The sequence below is a fragment of the Ancylobacter sp. 3268 genome, from assembly GCF_031456575.1.
Lineage (GTDB): Bacteria > Pseudomonadota > Alphaproteobacteria > Rhizobiales > Xanthobacteraceae > Ancylobacter.
Window position 1 is genome coordinate 298,966 of sequence record NZ_JAVDUX010000006.1, and the last position, 18,834, is coordinate 317,799.

Here is an 18,834-nt window from a genome sequence, read left to right on the forward strand (position 1 = left end):
GCGCGACCGGCCCCCTCTCCCCGTGGGGGAGAGGGGTGGGGTGAGGGGCTCCGCGCTTCCCGATGTCGTCCCCCCTCACCGACCCGCTCCGCGGGCCACCTCTCCCCACCGGGGAGAGGAAAAAGAAGGGAGCAATCATCTCCGGTTGCCCGGCCCCTCGCCCCTCGCCTCGTCCCTCACGCCTTCCTGAGCGTGCGGTAGTCGAGCTGGCGATGGAACCAGTACTGGTAGCCGGCAATCGACTTCTGCATGGCGACGTTGAGATAAGGCTGGAACAGCGGCACCCGCGGCATCTCGGCAAAGGCGAGGTCGATGAAGCCGGTGACGTCCTTGTCGTAGACCACCCAGTCGGCAGCCGCCGCAGCGGTGCGGGCACCGTCGATCAGCCTGTCCATCTCCGCGCTCTTGTAGCCCATGGTGTTGAACACCGCGTTCTGGCCGTGATAGGCCCAGAAGAAGAAGTATTCGGGATAGTCGAGCCAGCCGGAGAAGAAGTTGGCGATCAGAGGCATCTCCTTCTTGGTGATCTCGCCGCGCCAGTTGGCGCCCGGGATCTTGTTCAGCGTCACCTTGATGCCGATCTGGCCGAGGCTCTCCTGCACCAGCGTGCAGAGCGGCTCGTTCACCACCGCCGCGCCGAGATCGAAGGACAGCGTGGTCTCGAAGCCCTCGGGATAGCCCGCCTTGGCCAGCAGTTCCTTTGCCTTGGCGATGTCGGTGGTGTAGCCATGTGCCTGCGGCCATACCTGCTGGCTGACCTTGTTCGAGGCAGCGCCGTAGAGCGGCTTGCCGAGGCCGAACATCACCGCGTCCATGATCTTCTGGTAGGGAATGGCATAGGCCACCGCTTGGCGCACCTCCAGCTTGTCAAAGGGCGGCTTGGTCACGTTCATGCCGATATATTGCACGCCATTGCTGATCGGATTGGAGACCACCTTCACCTTGCCGGCCTTGTCGAGCTCGACGAAATCCTTGGCCGGCAAATCGAAGGAGATGTCGGCGTCGCCGCGCTCGATCAGCGCCCGCCGGTTGCCGGCTGATGGCACCATGCGCCACACTACCCGCTTGATCGAGGGCATGGGGCCGCACGCCCAGGCGTCGTTGCGTTCGAAGATCACCTCGGTACCGGAGGTCCACTTCACCACCTTGTAGGCACCGCCGCCGGCGGTGTTCTGCTTGGTGAATTCCAGGCCCCACTTGTCCTGCTCGGTGGCCTTGGACTGCACCAGCTTCGAGTTGAACACCGAGGGCACGATCACCGCCAGATCCGGCATGGTCAGCCGGTCCGGGCGCAGGAAGTCGACGCGGAAGGTGTGGTCGTCGACCACCACGAACTGTTCCGGTTTCTCCAGCGAGCCGGCCTTCATCTGGAAGGTCGGAAAGCCGCCGACCGACACCGCGCGGTCGAACGACCATTTCACGTCCTGCGCGGTGACCGGCGAGCCGTCATGGAAGGTGGCGTTGCGGCGCAGCTTGAAGGTGGCGGAATTGGCGGAGAGGTCCCAGCTTTCGGCGAGCTCGGGCACCAGCTTGTTCTGGTCGTAGCTCACCGTGCCGTCGGGCAGCGTCTTGGTGCCGTAGCTCATCAGCCGGTCGTAGCAGTTCCACGCCACCTCGTAGCCCGGCCGGTTGGTACCCACCCCGTGGATGTCGAGATTGTTCGGCCCGGCCTCGCTGACCAGCAGCAGCGTCTCGGCGCGCGCCGACTGGGCGCGGGCCGACGACCACACGGCCGGCGCCGCGACGCCGGCAGCGGCCATCGAGGAGAGAACGGATGCGGACTTCAGGAATTCGCGACGGTTCATCAGGCGAAGCTCCGAGGATGGCGCCGGGCGCGACAACGACCAGCCGGCGGCGGAAACGGACAATGGCTGCTGGGCTCTCGGGGAAGTATCTTGCATGCAATTTCGTAATCTTGCGTGCTTAAATTGCCGTCACGCGCGCTGAAATTCTGTGCTGTATGCGAAATGCGATTCATGCGATGACATCGGGAGATAGGCGAGCAACCCTTTCGAGCAGGCGCATTCCCGCATGGCCGATGAACGGCAGACGCGCACCGAGAAGCTGGCCGGCGAAATCGCCGACGCGATCATCGACGGCTCCCTGGAGCCCGGCACCCGCCTCGACGAGCACATGCTCGCCGCGCGCTACGGCACGTCGCGCACGCCGGTTCGCGAGGCGCTGCGCAAGCTTGCCACCACCGGGCTGATCGAGTTACGCCCGCGGCGCGGCGCCATCGTCGCCGAGGTCACCTCGCAGCAGCTGGAGACGCTGTTCGTCGCCATGGGCGAGCTGGAGGCGACCTGCGCCCGCCTTTCGGCGCTGAGCATGACGCCGATCGAACGCCGGCGGCTCGGCGCTCTCTATGACGGCATGGCCGACATGGTGGCGCGCGACGATGTCGAGGCCTATGCCGCCGCCAATACTCATTTCCACACCCTGTTCTATGCCGGCTCGCACAACCCGGTGCTGGCGGACATGACCGCCACTCTGCGGCGGCGGCTGGCGCCTTTCCGCCACGCGCAGTTCCGCGCGCCCGGCCGGCTCGCGCTCTCACATGCCGAGCACGGCGCGGTGATGCGGGCGGTGCTGGCCGGCGATGCCGCAAGTGCCCACGCCGCCATGCTGCACCATGTCAGCCTGGTCGAGGATGCCTTCGAGCAACTCGCCGCGCCGTCCTCTCCGCGCCGCCGGGCCAACTGACCGCCGGCGACCGGCGCCTCGCCGAGCCATCCCGGAAAAGCTGCCGATTTCAACAGGCTGGAACCTCGCCACGGCCTAAGGCCCATTCCGCCGGCGCGGAACATGCTCTAGTTTCGCGCCGTTTTTCCATCTGCTCAGGAGACCCGCCGATGCGCTTCTATGCCGCCGAGGAGATCGAGGCCGCCCTCGACTATCCCCGCCTGGTGGCGGCGCTGCGCGAGGCCTTCGCCACCCATGACGAGCCGATGCCGGTGCGGGGCGCCTTCGAGGTCGGCACGCCGGACGCTCCCGGCCATCTACTGACCATGCCGGCCTGGAAGCGCGGCGAGGCCATCGGCACCAAGCTGGTCACCGTATTCCCGAACAATTCCGCCCATGGGCTCGGCGCTGTGGGCTCGCTCTATGCGCTGTTCGACGGCCTCACCGGCCAGCCGCGCGCGGTCATGGAGGGCGATGCCCTGACCAACCGCCGCACCGCCGCCGCCTCGGCGCTCGCCGCCTCCTTTCTGGCGCGCCCGGACAGCCATACGCTGCTGCTCGTCGGCACCGGCCATGTCGCCGCGCAGCTCGCGCAGGCGCACCGCGCGGTGCGGCCGATCGAACGCGTGCTGGTATGGGGACGGCGCGGCGACAAGGCCGAGGCGCTCGCCGCCGCGATCGGCGCCGGCGGCATGGAAGCGCGGGCGGTAAGCGACCTCGCCGCCGCGGTGGCCGAGGCGGACATCGTCAGCTGCGCCACCACGTCGACAGCGCCGCTAGTGAAGGGCGCGGATGTGCGGCCCGGCACCCATGTCGATCTGGTCGGCGCCTTCAATCCGGCAATGCGGGAGAGCGACGACGCCCTGGTGCAGCGCGCCGAGGTGTTCGTCGACACCCGTGCCGGGGCGCTGGCCGAGGCAGGCGACCTGCTTCAGCCGCTGCGGGCCGGCCTGTGGTCGGCCGAGGCGCTCCGGGCCGATCTGCACGACCTCGCACGCGGCCGGCATCCCGGCCGTCGCACGGCGGAGGAGATCACGCTGTTCAAGTCGGTGGGCGCGGCGCTGGAGGATCTCGCCGCCGCGCGTCTGGTGGTCGGGAACTGATTCGCCTCAACGGCAGTCGTTCAGCGGATGAACTCGATGGTGTCGAGCGCGATCAGCTGGTTGCCCTGGTAATTATTGTCGTGCAGGCGGCACAGCATGAAACGGTCCGCCACCTCGATCGGCCCGTAGGCGGTTACGGTGTCGCCGCTGCGCAGCTTGATGATCAAGGCGTGCTTGCGGTCGTCCTTGGCCACTTCCTTGAGCAGATCGCAGATGCTGCGGTCCGTGGTGCAGATGTTCATGGCGCTTCTCCCATAACGTCCACGCCGCTTCGGCCCGGTGGGTTCCAGCCGCACGACTTATTCTGGACATCAACCCGCCACGAACTATCCGGTTCCTTGCCGCCGCCGGCAAGAAGTTTCTGCGCAAGCCTCTGTGATGCCAAATATTTCCGCAGCGTCAGGAGTCAGCCGGCTACCTTCCGGGCCCGGCGCTTGCGCAATGTGGCGATGACGACGAGCGCCACCACGATGATGCCCATGGAGAACAGCGTCGTCACCGTGCCCAGCGCGTAGAGCACCGGCGTGGTGACGTTGGTGGTCATGCCGTAGATCTCCAGCGGCAGCGTATTGAAGGTACCCGCCGTCATCAGCGTGCGGGCGAACTCGTCATAGGAGAGGGTGAAGCCGAACAGGCCGACACCGACCAGGCTCGGCAGGATGATCGGCAGCACCACATGCGCGAAGGTCTGCCAGGAAGTGGCGCCGAGGTCGCGCGCGGCTTCCTCATAGGCCGGGTTGAAGCGGTTGAACACCGCGAACATGATCAGCAGGCCGAAAGGCAGCGTCCAGGTGAGGTGCGCGCCGAAGGCCGAGGAATACCAGGCCGGGCTCAGCCCGAATACCTGGAAGGCGAGGCCGATGCCGAGCGAGACCAGGATCGAGGGCACGATCAGACTGGCGATGGTGAGGTAGAACAGAGGACCCGAGCCGAGGAAGCGCCGGCGGAAGGCGAGGCCAGCGAGCAGCGACACCACCACCGTCGCCACCATGGTCATCAGCCCTAGGATGAGCGAGCGGGAGAAGGCGCCGCCGAAATCGCCCACCGCCTGCTGCTCGAACAGGAGGTTGCGGAACCAGTGCACCGAGGCGCCGTTCATCGGAAAGGTGAGGCCGCCATTCGGCCCCTGGAACGACAGGATGAAGATCGTCGTCAGCGGGCCGTAGAGGAACAGCACGAACAGCGCGAAGAAGGCGGTGAGGATGTAGAAGCCGGGGCCGCGCTTTTCCGAATTCATCGCGAATCTCTCCCCGGCTCACAGCTCTTTACGGATATTGACGATGCGCAATATGCCGCCGACCAGCAGCAGCACGATGATCAGGAGGATCACCGCATTGGCCGCCGCGGCGGGGTACTGAAGCAGCGCGATCTGGTTGGCCATCATCAGCCCGACCGAGGCCGACTGGCCGCCGGACATGAAGCGCACGGTGATGAAGTCGCCCATCACCAGCGTCACCACGAAGATCGAGCCGATGGCGATGCCCGGCTTGGCCAGCGGGATGATCACGTTGGTAAGGATCTGCCAGCCATTGGCGCCGGCGTCGCGCGCGGCCTCGATCAGCGCCCGGTCGATGCGCATCAGCGTGTTGAAGATCGGGGTGACCATGAACAGCGTGTAGAGGTGCACCATGGCCAGCACCACCGCGAAATCCGAGAACAGCAGGAATTCCAGCGGCTGGTTTATGATCCCCATGCCCATGAGCGTCTGGTTCAACAGCCCGTTGCGGCCGAGGAACGGGATCCACGAGATCATGCGGATGATGTTCGAGGTCAGGAACGGGATGGTGCAGACGAGGAACAGCACCATCTGCATGGTGGTGGAGCGGATGTGGAAGGCGAGGTAATAGGCCACCCAGAAGCCGACGAACAGCGTCACCGCCCACACGATCACCGTGTATTTGAAGGTGTTGATGTAGGTGTTCCAGGTCACCGGCGAGGTGATCGTCTCCTCGTAATTGGTGAAGACGAAGGCCGGGAAGATCTGGATGGAATCATAATCCCAGAAGCTCACCATCACGATGGTGGCGATGGGCAGCACCAGAAAGGCCGCCAGGATCAGCGTCAGCGGCGTCGCCTGAAGATAGGGCGCGAGGCGTGAGAGCGTCATGCGGGGCTTTCCGGCGAGCGCGGGGTACCTTCGAAGCCCTCTCCCCGGCAGGGAGAGGGCTGGGTGAGGGGGCCGCCCAGGAAGAAAGGCCCCTCACCCCTGCCCTCTCCCCAATGGGGAGAGGGAGCAAGGAGGCTCCCCTCTCCGGCCCGCCCGGCCCTCAGGCGGCGATGAACTCGTTCCAGCGCCGGACCATGTAGCGGTCCTCGTCCATCACCGAGTTCCAGCAGGCGACCGCGCCCATGCGCTCCTTGAAGGAGCCGCCGTCGCGCACCGCGCCCGCCGTGTACATCACCTTGCCCTCCGGCGAGAGGATGTCCGCCTTGGCCGGCTGGCCAAGCATCCAGAACGCCCATTCGTCCGGCGTCATGTTCTTCTCGGCGGTGGAAAGCACGGCGGAGTAATAGCCCTGCCGGTTGAGATAGGCGCCGACCCAGCCGGAGAGGTACCAGTTGATGTATTCATAGGCCGCGTCGAGCTGCGCGCCCTTGAGGTGCTTGGCGATGCCGAGGCCGCCGCCCCAGGCGCGATAGCCCTCCTCCAGCGGCTGGTAGACGCAGGGGATGCCCTTGGAGCGCACCGCCGCCACCGCCGGCGACCACATGGACTGGATCACCACCTCGCCGGAGGCCATCAGGTTGACGCTCTCGTCGAAGGTCTTCCAGAAGGCGCGGAACTGGCCGGCCTTCTTGGTCTTGATCAGGAAATCGATGGTGCCGTCGATCTCCGCCTTGGTCATGTTGCCCTTGTCGCCATACTTCATGATGCCGGCGCTCTCGCAGATCATCGCCGCGTCCATGATGCCGATGGACGGGATGTTCAGGATCGAGGTCTTGCCCTTGAAGGCGGGATCGAGAATGTCCTTCCAGTTCTTGATCGGCCGGCCGACGAGATCGGGACGGATGCCGAGCGTGTCGGCGTTGTAGATGGTCGGGATCAGCGTCATCCACTGGGTGGGCGCCTTGGCGAACACCTTGGAGTCCGGGCCTTCGACGAAGCCGACGGTGTTCGGCGCCGTGCCCTGCGCGATCTTGCTCTCCGGCGTCAGCTTGCCGGTGGTGAAGATCGGCACGATGTCGTCGTAATACTTGATCTTCTTCACATCCATCGGCTGCAGCGTGCCGGCCGGGAACACCTTCTTGCAGATCCAGTATTCGATGTCGGCGATGTCGAAGGAGTTGGCCTGCGTCACCACGCGCTGCGAGACCGCGTCGGAATCGAGCGCGGTCATTTGCAGGGTGATGCCGAGATCGGCCTTGCACTTCTCGGCGATGGCGTTGAGGTTCGACACGCCGGTGCCGAACTGGCGCAGGGTGATCGGGTTCTGCGCCCAGATGGTCGGGAAGCCGGTGACGACGCCGGCGCCGGCGGCAAGGCCGCCCGCCGCGGCAACCCCCTTGAGCAACTGGCGGCGGCTGACGCCCTTAGAGGTGGTCTTCTTCGTCATGTCTGTCTCCCGATTTGTCGTTTGGCCGGGATTTCGCGTCGCGCGGCCGTGTCTGTCTGTCGTTGTCAGGCGGAAGGCGAAGGCTTGAGCAGGTGGATGTCGTCGGGCGTCCAGGCGAGCGGCACCGCCTCGCCAATGGACAAGGGCTTGGCGAAAAAGGCGGATTCCGGCACCTGCACCGCGAAGTCGTCGACCCCGGGCGCGGCGAGCGCCACCTGCACCTTCTGGCCGTGATATTCGATGTTCTGCACGAGGCCGGTCAGCCCGCAGCCGGGGATGACGGCATCGGCGATGCGGATGCGGTCGGTGCGCACGGCGATCTCCACCGGCGCGCCGGGCTCCAGCCCCTCCTCGTCCGGCGCCGCGAAGGAGACCCCGCCCGGCACCTCGAAGGTCACCGCGCCGCCCGCCTTGCCGGCGACGCGGCCAGAGAGGACGTTGTGATCGCCCATGAAGCGGGCGACGAAGGCGGTGGCCGGCCGGTTGAACACTTCGCGCGGCTCGGCCGCCTGCTCGATACGCCCGCCATTCATCACCACCACCAGATCGGAGAGCGCCATCGCCTCCTCCTGGCTGTGGGTGACGTGGATGAACGAGATGCCGAGCTGCAATTGCAGCTTCTTCAGTTCCTGCCGCACCTTGATCTTGAGGAACGGATCGAGCGCCGACAGCGGCTCGTCGAGCAGCAGCGCCTGCGGGTCGGTGATCAGCGCGCGGGCCAGCGCCACGCGCTGCTGCTGGCCGCCGGAGAGCTGCGCCGGCCGGCGCTCGGCCAGATGGTCGAGCTGCACCAGCTTCAGCATCTCCATCGCCCTGGCGCGGCGGGTCGGCTTGTCTACTCCCCGCATCTTCAAGCTGAAGGCGACATTGTCGACGATGTCGAGATGGGGGAACAGCGCGTAGCTCTGGAACATCATCGCCGTGCCGCGCTTTGCCGGCGGCAGGTCGGTCACCACCGTCGGGCCGAGACGGACATCGCCCTGGGTGATGCTTTCATGCCCGGCGATCATGCGCAGCGTCGTGGTCTTGCCGCAGCCGGAAGGGCCGAGCAGGCAGCAATAGGTGCCCTTGGGGATCTTGAGCGACACCGCATCGACCGCCAGCGCCGCCCCATAGCGCTTGGTCACCTGGATCAGCTCGATGTCGGCGCCTTTGCTCATCTGGCCTGTCACCCTCGCTCCTCCGCTCGACGACGATCTTCGCAAAGCCTATGCCAATTGTCGCGGGGGATGTCGGATGCCGGAATCGGCGTCGACCCGACGGTGCGAGACGGCAAAGCCGCCAATCGGACGCCCAGCTTTTGGGCATCGTGCGCGAGCCATGTTCAAATCGGATACAATTTTCTGAACAATCGGATTCAATCGTCGAAAATCCGTGGTCCATTGGTCGAACTTGGCGGCGAAGGCGTTGAGCGCGGCCAGCAAATCGGGGAACGTGACCAAAAGGCACCCTGACAAGATGCCCCCAACCGCCCCAATGGGAGATACGCCATGTTCCGCGTCACGCCTCGCGCCATCTTCGGCACCACGCTCGGTACCACGTTCCGCGCCCTGTTCACCGCCGCCGGCGCCGCCGCCTTTGCCTTCGCCGCCGGCCCCTCCGTCGCGCAGGGCTTCCCCGAGCGGCCCGTCACCCTCGTCATCCCCTTCGCCGCCGGCGGCTCGACCGATCTCGTCGGGCGCCTCGTCGCCCAGCGCATGAGCCAGGAGCTCGGCCAGTCGGTGGTGGTGGAGAACAAGGGCGGCGCCGGCGGCAATCTCGGCGCCGCGCAGGTCGCAAAGGCCAATCCGGACGGATACACCATCCTCATGGGCACGGTGGCGACGCATGCGCTCAATCCGGCGCTCTACAAGAAGATGCCCTATGACCCGGTGACCAGCTTCGCGCCGGTCTCGCTGCTGGTCATCGTACCGAACGTGCTGGTGGTGAACCCGAATTTCGAGGCGAAGACCGTCGCCGAGCTGGTCGCGCTGCTCAAGGCCAATCCGGACAAGTACAGCTACGCCTCCTCCGGCAACGGCACGCCGCTGCACCTCTCCGGCGAGTTGTTCAAGAGCCTGGCCGGCGTCGAGATGCAGCATATCCCCTATCAGGGCGCCGGCCCGGCACTGAACGACGTGCTGGCCGGCCAGGTGCCGATCATGTTCGACAACCTGCCCTCCTCGGCCGGGCACATCAAGAGCGGCAAGCTGCGGGCGCTCGGCGTCACCACCGCCAAGCGCGCACCGTCCTTCCCCGATGTGCCGGCGATCGCCGAGACCCTGCCGGGCTACGAGACCTACACCTGGAACGCGCTGTTCGCCCCGGCCGGCACGCCGCCGGAGGTGGTGGCCAAGCTGAACGCCGCCGCCAACAAGGCGATCGCCGATCCCGAGGTGCAGAAGCGCCTCGCCGATTTCAGCGCCACCGTGGTCGGCTCGACCCCGGCGGAGCTGGAAGCGCACGTGAAGGCCGAGATCGCCAAATGGGCGCCGATCGTTAAGGAATCCGGCGCGCAGCTGGACTGAGCGGCGATCCGCCTCCGGCACCCTCCTTCCTTTCCTCTCCCCGTGGGGAGAGGTGGCCCGCGCAGCGGGTCGGTGGGGGCAGACGACGCCGGTAGGTCAAGAAGAGCACTCGCCCCCTCTCCCCCACGGGGAGAGGGATCCGCCCCGACCACGTGCCGCCCCATCTCGGTCGATCGCCCGCGCCGCTTCAGAACACCGTGCCGTCGGCATCGATGGCGATGGGCGGCGGCCCGCCGTGGCGCTTCTGCGCCGCGATCTGCCGGCCGGCGGTCCAGGTGCCCCCCTGCAGCAGCTTGGCGAGCGGGAACTGTGTCGCGTCCAGCCCGAGCCGCTCGCGCACGGCGTCCGCCAGCCGGTCCATCAGCGCCACGGTGAGCGCGCGCCATTCGACGATCATCTCGGAGGACACCGGGTGCTTCTGCGCCGGGTCAATCGGCTTCCGCGGCACGATCAGGCCGAGATCAACCAGCAGCCCGCCATTGCGGTATTCCGGCAGCGCGGTCAGCTCGTCGAGATCGGTCACCGCCACGCCGGCCGCCTCGAAGGGCTCCAACAGGGAATAGGTCAGCCATTGCGATAATTTGTGGAACGGCACCAACCCGGCCGAGCGGTCCGGCACGGTGATCGCCGGATGCCGGCCGACATCGCCCAGCACCACGCCATCCACCACCATGCCCGCCGGCCAGATGGACGACAGGCCGTCGAGCAGCGCTTCGAGAATGCGCGCCGCCGGCAGCCGGCCCACCCGGGCCTGCGGCAGCAGCGCGTCGATCAGCCCGCCCGGCCGCGTCACGCCGTCGCCGAACAGGTCGGTGCGCGCCGCCAGCGCCTCGCCCAGCCGGTTGAGCAGCGTCACCCGCCCTTCCAGCCCGATCAGCGGATTATCGGGACCGACCTGGAAATGCCGCGCCAGCGTCGCGGCGTCGATGGCGATCAGCGCCACGGCATCGGCGCGCCACGGCACCACGGGGTCGGAGGAGAACGCCCCGGCCTCGAACATGCGCAGGCTGGCCACCGCCAGCCCTTCCGAGCGCGTCACCGTCAGCCCGGTGGCCTCCTCATGGTAGCGCCAGGCATCCCCGGCGCCGGCGTCGAGCAGCACGCTCACCACCGCGAGGTCGACCATGATCCGCGCCCGTTCCCGCGCATCGACCGTTTCGAGCGATCCGGCCAGCGCGTCCCAGCGCGCCACCCCGCCGGCGTCGAAATGCCGCCAACGGCTGTGATAGGGGATGTCGAGCGTCGGATAGGCGCGGCGCGTCACCTCCGCGACATAGCCGGCCACCGCATCGAGGCGGTCCTCCTCGACGGTGAAATGCGGCGAGTTCCCCGCCCGCACATGGTCGAGCACCGCATGGCTGCGGGCGCGCACGGCGTGGGAGGAGCGCAGGGCGGCAAGTTCGAGCGGAATCATGCGGCGTCCTTGTTCGAGGAGTGACGGGCCGTCCGGCCCGCCGGCGTCAGCGCTTGCGCACGAATTCCGTGCGCAGGACCAGACCCTTGATGCTGTCGTGGCGGCAGTCGATCTCGTCCGGAGTGTCGGTGAGGCGGATCGAGCGGATCACCGTGCCCTGTTTCAGCGTCTGGCCGGCGCCCTTCACCTTCAGGTCCTTGATCAGCACCACCGAGTCGCCGTCCGCCAGCACATTGCCGGACGCATCGCGCACCACGCCCGCCGCCGCTGCCGCCGCCTTCATCTCGGAGGCCGGGCGCCACTCGCCGGTCGCCTTGTCATACACATACTCGTCGTCGTCGCCGGCCATGCCTGCCCCTGTCGTGGTGAAATCGCCGCCCCGCTCGGACAGGGGCCGGACGATGAAGCCGGGCCTATTCCTTCAGCCCGCGCCCCTGCGTCTCGTCATACTGGCTGTTGAAGCCGACACCGTAATAGCCGGCCGACACCTTGGCTTCCATCTCCACGCGAGCATCCTGCGGGATCAGCTCATCGGGGATCGGCACCCGCTCCACCACTTTGATGCCGGCGCGGTCGAGCGCGTTGAACTTCATGTCGCTCATCGAGGCGAAGCGGTCGATCTTGGTGATGCCCAGCCAGTGGAACACGTCGGGCATCAATTCCTGGAAGCGCATGTCCTGCACGCCGGCGACGCATTCGGTGCGCTTGAAATAGGTCTCGGGCAGGTCGCCGCCCTCCTGCCGCTTGCGGGCGTTGTAGACGAGGAACTTCGTCACCTCGCCGAGCGCCCGCCCCTCCTTGCGGTTGTAGACCACCAGGCCGGTGCCGCCCTTCTGCGCCATCTCCACGCAGATCTCGATGCCGTGGGCGAGATAGGGCCGGCAGGTGCAGATGTCGGAGGAGAACACGTCGGAGCCGTTGCATTCGTCGTGCACGCGGCAGGCGATCGGCGTCACGCCGTCGCCGATCTTCGACGGGTCGCCGAACATGTAGAGCGTCATGCCGCCGATCGGCGGCAGGAACACCTTGAGGTCGCCACGCGTCACCAGCTCGGGGAACATGCCGCCGGTATATTCGAACAATGCCCGGCGCAACTGCCCCTCGCCCATGCCGAAACGGGCGGCGATGCCGGGCAGGTACCACACCGGATCGATCGCCGCCTTGGTGACGCGCACGTCGCCCTTGGGGCCGATGATGTCGCCGTCGATCTTCAGCCGCCCGGCGCGGATGGCCTCGCGGATCTCCGGCATGTCGATATGGGCGCGGGTGATGGCGATGGTCGGGCGCACGTCGACGCCCTCGGCCAGGAAATCGGCGAACGCCTCGCCGATCATGTGGCCATAGGGGTCGATGGAGACGATCTTGGCCGGGTCCGCCCATTGCGGGTGCGGGCCGATCAGGTCGGAGGGCGCGGTATTGGTGAGGTCGGCCTTGAAATCGGCCGGCAGCGCCCCGGCGGCGATGGCGAGCGCGCGATACACCGAATAGCCGCCGCCATGGGTGCCGATGGCGTTGCGCCGCTTGGGGTCGGTGAGGGTCGCCACCACCGGACCGCGCTGGAGCGGCGTCGGCGCGCCCCAGTCGAGCGCCGGCGCGCTGGCGGAAACGCCGGTCGGGGTGCCGTGGGAGGTGAGGACGATGTGATTGCGGGAACGACCGCCGGAACCGGTAGTGACGGACATGATGGGCTCGCTTCTCGCCCGGCCGTGCTGGCCGGTCCTCTGGAAGCACTGAATGTGAGCGCGTTCTGTGACGTTCCGCAAGAGGGTGCCGCGCGGAACGGCGAAATTTTCGGACGAACTGGTCCGAAAATTGTATTGCCGGAATGTATCGCCTTCGCGTTTCCGCTAGCTTGTGGAACTCTGTACCGCCCCACCCCGCCTTCAGCGAGCGTCCCTCATGACCACGGCCGACACCGCACCCGTTACCGCCCCGCCTTCCACCGTCGTGGTCGATCACCCGCTGATCCAGCACAAATTGACGCTCATGCGCCGCTCGCGCACCCCGGCCAACGAGTTCCGGCTGCTGCTGCGCGAGATCAGCATGCTGCTGGCCTATGAGGTCACGCGCGACATGCCGCTGGAGCTGACCGAGATCGAGACGCCGCTCACCACCATGCAGGCGCCGATCCTCTCGGGAAAGAAGCTGTGCCTGGTCTCGGTGCTGCGCGCCGGCGGCGGCATATTGGAGGGCATGCTGGAGATCCTGCCCGCTGCCCGCGTCGGGCATGTCGGGCTCTACCGCGACCCGGTGTCGCTGCAGGCGGTGGAATATTATCTCAAGCTGCCGCGCGACATTTCCGAGCGCACCGCCATCGTGCTCGATCCGATGCTGGCCACCGGCAATTCGGCGGCCGCCGCGGTGGACCAGGTGAAGGCGGCCGGCTGCCAGTCGGTCAAGTTCGTCTGCCTCATCGCCGCGCCGGAGGGGCTGAAGGTGTTCCACGAGGCGCACCCGGACGTGCCGGTGTTCACCGCGGCGGTCGACAGCCATCTCAACGACCACGGCTATATCGTGCCCGGCATCGGCGATGCCGGCGACCGCATCTTCGGCACCAAGTAGGCAAACCCGCCGGACCGGGAGCCGCAATGAGGCCGCGCCCGGCGCTTGCCGTCCGCCCCTGCGCCTGCCGGCGCGGCGAAAGTTTCGGCGTGGAAATCCGGACCTGCCGATTTTCCGGGCTTCCGATCCGTCGGAAGCCCGGTTACGTTCATCAATGTCCCTAGGGTTCCGGCATCGGCGATCTCGTATCTGCCGCGTGCGTCTGGGCCGAGAGGGACAGCCCGGCGGCGGGGAATTCCCCTTAACATTCGCCGGGTCCACGGCGGGATAAAAGCCCGGGAGGCTCGCGCGAGCGGTTCGCGGCGTGATCCTCCGGTGCGTCCCGGAGGGTGGCCCCCGCGACCGGTCGCTAGGACTGATCGCAAGGAGAGAACCCTGATGCGTTCCCATCCCACCCGTTCCACCCGTTTCGCCGGCCTGGTTCCGGCGCCGTCGCGCCGCCGCCGCCATCATCCCAATTTCGAGATCAGGGGGATGCAGGGCTGGAAGGCGCTGGAGGCCGAGGAAGGCCTCTCCGAGGCCGGTTGGCGCAAGGAGCAGCAATGGGCGCTCGACATGGGCCTGCCCGGCGCTGATTCGATCAATGACAAGTCGATCCCCACCTTCGCGCGTGGCGAGCTGCCGCATTTCGCCGGCATCAACACCTTCATGAAGGCGCCCTATGTCGAGAACGTCCGCGACGTCGGCAAATACGACGCCGCCGTGCTGGGCATTCCCTTCGATTCAGGCACCACCTACCGGCCCGGCACCCGCTTCGGGCCGCAGGGCATCCGCCGCATCTCGGCGCTCTACACGCCCTACAACTATGAGCTCGGCGTCGACCTGCGCGAGCAGATGACGTTGTGCGACGTTGGCGACGTGTTCACCATCCCCGCCAACCTCGAAAAGAGCTTCGACCAGATCTCCAAGGGCGTCAGCCACGTCTTCTCCTCCGGCGCGCTGCCGGTGATGCTGGGCGGCGACCACTCCATCGGCTTCCCCTGCGTGCGCGGCATCGCCGAATGCACCTCGAAGCGCATCGGCATCATCCATTTCGACCGCCACATCGACATCCAGGAGAAGGATCTCGACGAGCGGATGCACACCACGCCCTGGTACTGGGCGACCAACCTGCCCAACGTCTCGCCGAAGAACCTCGTGCAGCTCGGCATCGGCGGCTGGCAGGTTCCGCGCTACGGCGTGCAGGAGGCGCGCAAGCGCGGCACCAACGTCCTGACGATCGACGACATCGAGAAGATCGGGCTGGAGAAGACCGCCGAGATCGCGCTGGAGCTGGCGTGGAAGGACGCGGATGCGGTCTACATCTCCTTCGACGTCGACAGCATCGATTGCGGCTTCGTGCCGGGCACCGGCTGGCCGGAGCCGGGCGGCTTCCTGCCGCGCGAGGCGCTCAAGATCCTCGGCCTCGTCGCCGCCGAAGGACTGTGCGGGCTGGAGGTGGTGGAGGTCTCGCCACCCTACGACACGTCGGACATCACCGCCCTGTTCGGCACGCGGGTGGTGGTCGAAGCGCTCGGCTCCATGCTCGCCCATGGCAAGCTCGGCTCGCACAAGCACATCATCGACAAGCCGGTGAGTTTTTAGCATACGCCAACCTGTAGAGGACGAAGCCCGAGAGGTCGCGATGCCAAACACGGCTGAATTTCGTAACGAGTTGAATGCGCAGATCGAACGGGCGGCCAAACAGGGCCGCCCCCACATCGAAGTAAACGCCGGTGAATTACATCGCACGATTGGCGGCTACCCTCCAAAGGAGGGAGGTTCCCATAGCATGCCATCATGCTGCGCAGTCATGCGTGATGAACTATCGAGGGGTGGTGCGGAAATCATCCACGAGACGGACAGCGGTCAATCCGCGTCCCTGACGATCCGATACCGGCTCCCGAGATACCCAGGTCCGAGCACTCACTCGATATAGGACATCGCCATGCATCGCGGACACGACCACGATCACCACCATGGCGGCGGCGGCCATTCCCATGCGCAAGCCCATCCGCACAGCCACGCCGGCCACAATCACGGCCACGGCCCCTCGCGCGTGGCGCAGTGGCAGACGCCGCATCTGCCCGAGCCGCCGCCGGCGGCCGAGCACCTTCACGACGAGCCCGACCTCGATCTGGTCGAGCAGGCCTTCGTCGAGGGCTTCTCGGCGGCGTCCGACCCGACCAGCTTCCTGCGTCTGGCGCGCGTACCCTTCGATGCGATCGCCGAGGACGGCACCCGCGTCAGCCTGCTGCGTGTCGAGAGCAACGCCACCACCGATATCGGCGCGGTGATGCCGCATCTCGGCGGCGGCAGCTTCCGCTACGATCCGTTGCCGAAAGCCATGGTGTCGCGGCGCCAGCAGCTGCGCTTCGTCTATTTCGACGGCAAGGGCCTGCGGCCGCTGCCGCTGGCGGAAGTACGCCGGCTGACCGAGGCTTGAGACCGACAACAAGGCGGCACGCTCGCGTAGTCGTGAGCCGCGCGTGTCGCAATGCCACGCCTTCGACGCTCGCGTAGGCATTTTGACCGGTTGATTGGGACCGATCCAAAGTTCATGGTGCCAGCAACGCCCGCCGGGCAGGCGGCAGCCGGAAACCCCGGCCGCCATCTCACGGCGAAGCAGAGTGGATGCACTGATGGATTATACCGGGATTTTCCAGGCCGCCGTCGACACGCTGAAGAGCGAGCGGCGCTACCGCACCTTCGCCGAGATCGAGCGCGACGCCGCCCGTTTCCCGCGGGCGACCTGGCATTCGCCGCACGGCGAACGCGAGATCGTCATCTGGTGCTCCAATGATTATCTCGGCATGGGCTGCCACGACAGCGTGGTCGAAGCGATGTGCACGGCAGCGCGCGCGGTCGGCGCCGGCGCCGGCGGCACCCGCAACATTTCCGGCAACAGCCACGCCATCGTCGAATTGGAGCGCGAGCTCGCCGACCTGCATGGCAAGGAGGCCGGCCTCGTCTTCACCTCCGGCTACATCTCCAACGAGACCGGGATCTCCACGCTCGCCCGGCTGATTCCGGACTGCCTGATCCTCTCCGACGCGCTCAACCACAATTCGATGATCGAAGGCGTGCGCCATGCCGGGCGCGACAAGGCGGTGTTCCGCCACAACGACCTCGCGCATCTGGAAGAACTGCTCGCGGCGGCCGGCGACCGGCCCAAGCTCGTCGTGTTCGAGAGCGTCTATTCGATGGATGGCGATGTCGCGCCCATCGGCGCCATCTGCGACCTCGCCGAGAAATACGGCGCCATGACCTATCTCGACGAGGTGCACGCGGTGGGCATGTACGGCCCGCGCGGCGCCGGTGTCGCCGAGCGCGACGGGGTGATGTACCGTGTCGACGTCATCGAAGGCACGCTCGGCAAGGCGTTCGGCGTGGTCGGCGGCTATATTACCGGCAAGACGGCGGTGATCGACGCGGTACGCTCCTATGCGCCGGGCTTCATCTTCACCACCGCGCTGCCGCCGGCGGTGGCCGCGGCGGCAGCCGCTTCGGTCCGCCACCTCAAGGCGTCGAGCGTCGAGCGCGACCGGCAGCAGGAACAGGTGGCCAAGGTGAAGAACGCCTTCGAGGCCGCCGGCCTACCGCAGCTGCTCACCGATACCCATATCGTGCCGGTGATGGTCGGCGACGCGGAAGCCTGCAAGGCGGCCAGCGACATGCTGCTCGCCGATCACGGCATCTACATCCAGCCGATCAACTACCCGACGGTGCCGCGCGGCACCGAGCGGCTGCGCATTACCCCCGGCCCGCTGCATGACGATGCTCTCGTCGCCCAGCTCACCGCCGCCATGGTCGATGTGTGGACCCGGCTCGGCCTCGATTTCGTCGCCCGGGCGGAAGCCGCCGAATAGGGCGGCGGCGCAACCGGGCGGCGCGCGTCAGTCCTTGGTTTCGGCGTCGGGATCGGCGGCACCGGCCTTCGGCACCGCCGACGGCCCGAACACGAAGCGCACCACCAGCGGCAGGGCCAGCGACAGCCCGACGAAGCGCGCCAGATGGTGCGCGGCGACGAAGGCCGGGTCGACGCCCAGCACGAACGCCATGATGGTCATCGCCTCCAGCGCGCCCGGCACATAGGCGAGGAACACCTTGGAGAGCGGCTCTCCGGCCAGCCACGCCGCCCCGACCGCGAAGAGGAAGGCGACGCTTACCGCCAGCGTCAGCGCCGCCAGCCCGTCGAGGAAGAAGCGCCGCAGCGTCGCCAGCGAGGTGCCGGCGAACCGGCCGCCGGAATTGGCGCCGAGTATCACGAAGCCGGCGATCAGCAGCAGGTCCGGCAGCCGCCCCTGTACGATGCCGGTGCCGTGCAGCACGCCGCTGGTCAGCATGGCCCCCACCATGGCGCCGCCGGGAAACCGCACCCGCTCGAACAGGAAGGCGCCCACCGCTCCCGCGCCCAGCGACAGCAGCAGATTGTACAGGTCCGGCACCACCGGGGTGATCGGCAACGTCCCCGCCGGCTGGTGGCCCAGCCCGCCCATCGCCGCCGGCAGCAGCGCCACCAGCACGAACAGCCGCAGCGACTGGCCGAACACCACCCGGCGCACATCGGCGCCGGAGGTCTCCGCCATGATCAGCACGGCGGACAGCGCGCCGGGCGCGGCGGCGAAGAAGGCGCTGCGTCGGTCCCACTTGGCGACCTTCTCGAGATACAGCCCGACCACGATCATCATCGCCGGCAGCGAGATCATCAGCACCACCATGGTCACCGGCCAGGTGGTGATGCCCTTCAGCGTTTCCGGCGACACCGCCGCGCCGATGGAGGTGCCGAGCACCACGAAGGTGACGTCGCGCAGCCGCCGCCCGACCTCGACGGGCGCGCCCGCCAGCGCGGCGATGGCGCAGGCGACCAGTGCGCCCGAGAGCCAGCCGGCCGGCATGCCGAGAAAGGCGAACAGCCCGCCGCCGGCGAAGGCCAGCGCCAGTGTGGCGAGCGCCCAGCCCTGTCGACGTACCCAGGCACGGCGAGTTTCGGAATTTTGCGGATTCGGCATCAACGGCGATTTCGTTTGCTG

At 67.2% G+C, this 18,834-nt stretch carries 17 protein-coding genes and 1 riboswitch; of the genes, 7 read left to right on the plus strand and 10 right to left on the minus strand.

Annotated elements, in window-relative coordinates:
• Positions 1–176 precede the first annotated feature (176 nt).
• Positions 177–1,805, minus strand: a complete 1,629-nt coding sequence (locus tag J2X65_RS11410; protein ID WP_310201032.1) for an ABC transporter substrate-binding protein — start codon at positions 1,803–1,805, stop codon at positions 177–179.
• Between the two features lie 226 nt (positions 1,806–2,031).
• Here J2X65_RS11410 and J2X65_RS11415 point away from each other — a divergent pair, with 226 nt between their 5' ends.
• A complete protein-coding gene (locus tag J2X65_RS11415; RefSeq protein ID WP_310201033.1) occupies positions 2,032–2,703 on the plus strand; it encodes a GntR family transcriptional regulator in 672 nt (223 codons plus the stop codon).
• Between the two features lie 149 nt (positions 2,704–2,852).
• Positions 2,853–3,785, plus strand: coding sequence for an ornithine cyclodeaminase family protein (locus tag J2X65_RS11420; protein WP_310201034.1), 933 nt, complete (start codon positions 2,853–2,855; stop codon positions 3,783–3,785).
• Positions 3,786–3,805: 20 nt separating this feature from the next.
• Here J2X65_RS11420 and J2X65_RS11425 read toward each other — a convergent pair whose 3' ends face one another.
• The 5 genes from J2X65_RS11425 to J2X65_RS11445 all read right to left on the minus strand — a co-directional run bounded on the left by J2X65_RS11425 (position 3,806) and on the right by J2X65_RS11445 (position 8,499).
• Complete coding sequence (locus tag J2X65_RS11425) at positions 3,806–4,027, minus strand: hypothetical protein (protein ID WP_214011136.1); 222 nt, start codon at positions 4,025–4,027, stop codon at positions 3,806–3,808.
• A 164-nt stretch (positions 4,028–4,191) separates the two neighbouring features.
• Positions 4,192–5,022, minus strand: coding sequence for an ABC transporter permease (locus J2X65_RS11430; protein WP_310201035.1), 831 nt, complete (start codon positions 5,020–5,022; stop codon positions 4,192–4,194).
• An 18-nt stretch (positions 5,023–5,040) separates the two neighbouring features.
• Entirely contained in the window at positions 5,041–5,892 is an 852-nt protein-coding gene (locus J2X65_RS11435; RefSeq protein WP_310201036.1) for an ABC transporter permease, read from the minus strand.
• Positions 5,893–6,052: 160 nt separating this feature from the next.
• Entirely contained in the window at positions 6,053–7,339 is a 1,287-nt protein-coding gene (locus J2X65_RS11440) for a PotD/PotF family extracellular solute-binding protein (RefSeq protein WP_310201037.1), read from the minus strand.
• A gap of 65 nt (positions 7,340–7,404) precedes the next feature.
• Positions 7,405–8,499 (minus strand): ABC transporter ATP-binding protein, encoded by a 1,095-nt coding sequence (locus tag J2X65_RS11445; protein WP_310201038.1) that lies wholly within the window; start codon positions 8,497–8,499, stop codon positions 7,405–7,407.
• 330 nt (positions 8,500–8,829) lie between these two features.
• Here J2X65_RS11445 and J2X65_RS11450 point away from each other — a divergent pair, with 330 nt between their 5' ends.
• Positions 8,830–9,846 (plus strand): tripartite tricarboxylate transporter substrate binding protein, encoded by a 1,017-nt coding sequence (locus J2X65_RS11450; protein WP_310201039.1) that lies wholly within the window; start codon positions 8,830–8,832, stop codon positions 9,844–9,846.
• A gap of 187 nt (positions 9,847–10,033) precedes the next feature.
• Here J2X65_RS11450 and J2X65_RS11455 read toward each other — a convergent pair whose 3' ends face one another.
• The 3 genes from J2X65_RS11455 to J2X65_RS11465 all read right to left on the minus strand — a co-directional run bounded on the left by J2X65_RS11455 (position 10,034) and on the right by J2X65_RS11465 (position 12,942).
• Positions 10,034–11,260, minus strand: a complete 1,227-nt coding sequence (locus J2X65_RS11455) for a URC4/urg3 family protein (RefSeq protein ID WP_310201040.1) — start codon at positions 11,258–11,260, stop codon at positions 10,034–10,036.
• A 46-nt stretch (positions 11,261–11,306) separates the two neighbouring features.
• Positions 11,307–11,609: an alkylphosphonate utilization protein gene (locus J2X65_RS11460; RefSeq protein ID WP_310201041.1), complete on the minus strand. Its 303-nt coding sequence runs from the start codon at positions 11,607–11,609 to the stop codon at positions 11,307–11,309.
• Positions 11,610–11,673: 64 nt separating this feature from the next.
• Complete coding sequence (locus J2X65_RS11465; RefSeq protein WP_310201042.1) at positions 11,674–12,942, minus strand: GTP cyclohydrolase II; 1,269 nt, start codon at positions 12,940–12,942, stop codon at positions 11,674–11,676.
• A gap of 217 nt (positions 12,943–13,159) precedes the next feature.
• Between J2X65_RS11465 and upp the strand changes: the two genes are divergently transcribed.
• From upp to hemA, 4 genes are all read left to right on the plus strand, one after another.
• Positions 13,160–13,822, plus strand: a complete 663-nt coding sequence (upp, locus tag J2X65_RS11470; protein WP_310201043.1) for a uracil phosphoribosyltransferase — start codon at positions 13,160–13,162, stop codon at positions 13,820–13,822.
• 149 nt (positions 13,823–13,971) lie between these two features.
• Positions 13,972–14,106, plus strand: a riboswitch (guanidine-I (ykkC/yxkD leader).
• 94 nt (positions 14,107–14,200) lie between these two features.
• Positions 14,201–15,406: an agmatinase family protein gene (locus tag J2X65_RS11475; protein WP_310201044.1), complete on the plus strand. Its 1,206-nt coding sequence runs from the start codon at positions 14,201–14,203 to the stop codon at positions 15,404–15,406.
• 343 nt (positions 15,407–15,749) lie between these two features.
• Positions 15,750–16,247 (plus strand): hypothetical protein, encoded by a 498-nt coding sequence (locus J2X65_RS11480; protein ID WP_310201045.1) that lies wholly within the window; start codon positions 15,750–15,752, stop codon positions 16,245–16,247.
• A 196-nt stretch (positions 16,248–16,443) separates the two neighbouring features.
• Positions 16,444–17,670 (plus strand): 5-aminolevulinate synthase, encoded by a 1,227-nt coding sequence (gene hemA / locus J2X65_RS11485; RefSeq protein ID WP_310201046.1) that lies wholly within the window; start codon positions 16,444–16,446, stop codon positions 17,668–17,670.
• Between the two features lie 27 nt (positions 17,671–17,697).
• On the opposite strand, the gene J2X65_RS11490 is transcribed toward hemA, so the two are convergent.
• Complete coding sequence (locus J2X65_RS11490) at positions 17,698–18,813, minus strand: AbrB family transcriptional regulator (protein ID WP_310201047.1); 1,116 nt, start codon at positions 18,811–18,813, stop codon at positions 17,698–17,700.
• Between the last annotated feature and the right edge of the window lie 21 nt (positions 18,814–18,834).

Excerpts from the sequence above, each read along its gene's own strand:
- J2X65_RS11410 (WP_310201032.1), bottom strand. The coding sequence starts at position 1,805 with ATGAACCGTCGCGAATTCCTGAAGTCCGCATCCGTTCTCTCCTCGATG.
- J2X65_RS11415 (WP_310201033.1), top strand. The coding sequence starts at position 2,032 with ATGGCCGATGAACGGCAGACGCGCACCGAGAAGCTGGCCGGCGAAATC.
- J2X65_RS11420 (WP_310201034.1), top strand. The coding sequence starts at position 2,853 with ATGCGCTTCTATGCCGCCGAGGAGATCGAGGCCGCCCTCGACTATCCC.
- J2X65_RS11425 (WP_214011136.1), bottom strand. The coding sequence starts at position 4,027 with ATGAACATCTGCACCACGGACCGCAGCATCTGCGATCTGCTCAAGGAA.
- J2X65_RS11430 (WP_310201035.1), bottom strand. The coding sequence starts at position 5,022 with ATGAATTCGGAAAAGCGCGGCCCCGGCTTCTACATCCTCACCGCCTTC.
- J2X65_RS11435 (WP_310201036.1), bottom strand. The coding sequence starts at position 5,892 with ATGACGCTCTCACGCCTCGCGCCCTATCTTCAGGCGACGCCGCTGACG.
- J2X65_RS11440 (WP_310201037.1), bottom strand. The coding sequence starts at position 7,339 with ATGACGAAGAAGACCACCTCTAAGGGCGTCAGCCGCCGCCAGTTGCTC.
- J2X65_RS11445 (WP_310201038.1), bottom strand. The coding sequence starts at position 8,499 with ATGAGCAAAGGCGCCGACATCGAGCTGATCCAGGTGACCAAGCGCTAT.
- J2X65_RS11450 (WP_310201039.1), top strand. The coding sequence starts at position 8,830 with ATGTTCCGCGTCACGCCTCGCGCCATCTTCGGCACCACGCTCGGTACC.
- J2X65_RS11455 (WP_310201040.1), bottom strand. The coding sequence starts at position 11,260 with ATGATTCCGCTCGAACTTGCCGCCCTGCGCTCCTCCCACGCCGTGCGC.
- J2X65_RS11460 (WP_310201041.1), bottom strand. The coding sequence starts at position 11,609 with ATGGCCGGCGACGACGACGAGTATGTGTATGACAAGGCGACCGGCGAG.
- J2X65_RS11465 (WP_310201042.1), bottom strand. The coding sequence starts at position 12,942 with ATGTCCGTCACTACCGGTTCCGGCGGTCGTTCCCGCAATCACATCGTC.
- upp (WP_310201043.1), top strand. The coding sequence starts at position 13,160 with ATGACCACGGCCGACACCGCACCCGTTACCGCCCCGCCTTCCACCGTC.
- J2X65_RS11475 (WP_310201044.1), top strand. The coding sequence starts at position 14,201 with ATGCGTTCCCATCCCACCCGTTCCACCCGTTTCGCCGGCCTGGTTCCG.
- J2X65_RS11480 (WP_310201045.1), top strand. The coding sequence starts at position 15,750 with ATGCATCGCGGACACGACCACGATCACCACCATGGCGGCGGCGGCCAT.
- hemA (WP_310201046.1), top strand. The coding sequence starts at position 16,444 with ATGGATTATACCGGGATTTTCCAGGCCGCCGTCGACACGCTGAAGAGC.
- J2X65_RS11490 (WP_310201047.1), bottom strand. The coding sequence starts at position 18,813 with ATGCCGAATCCGCAAAATTCCGAAACTCGCCGTGCCTGGGTACGTCGA.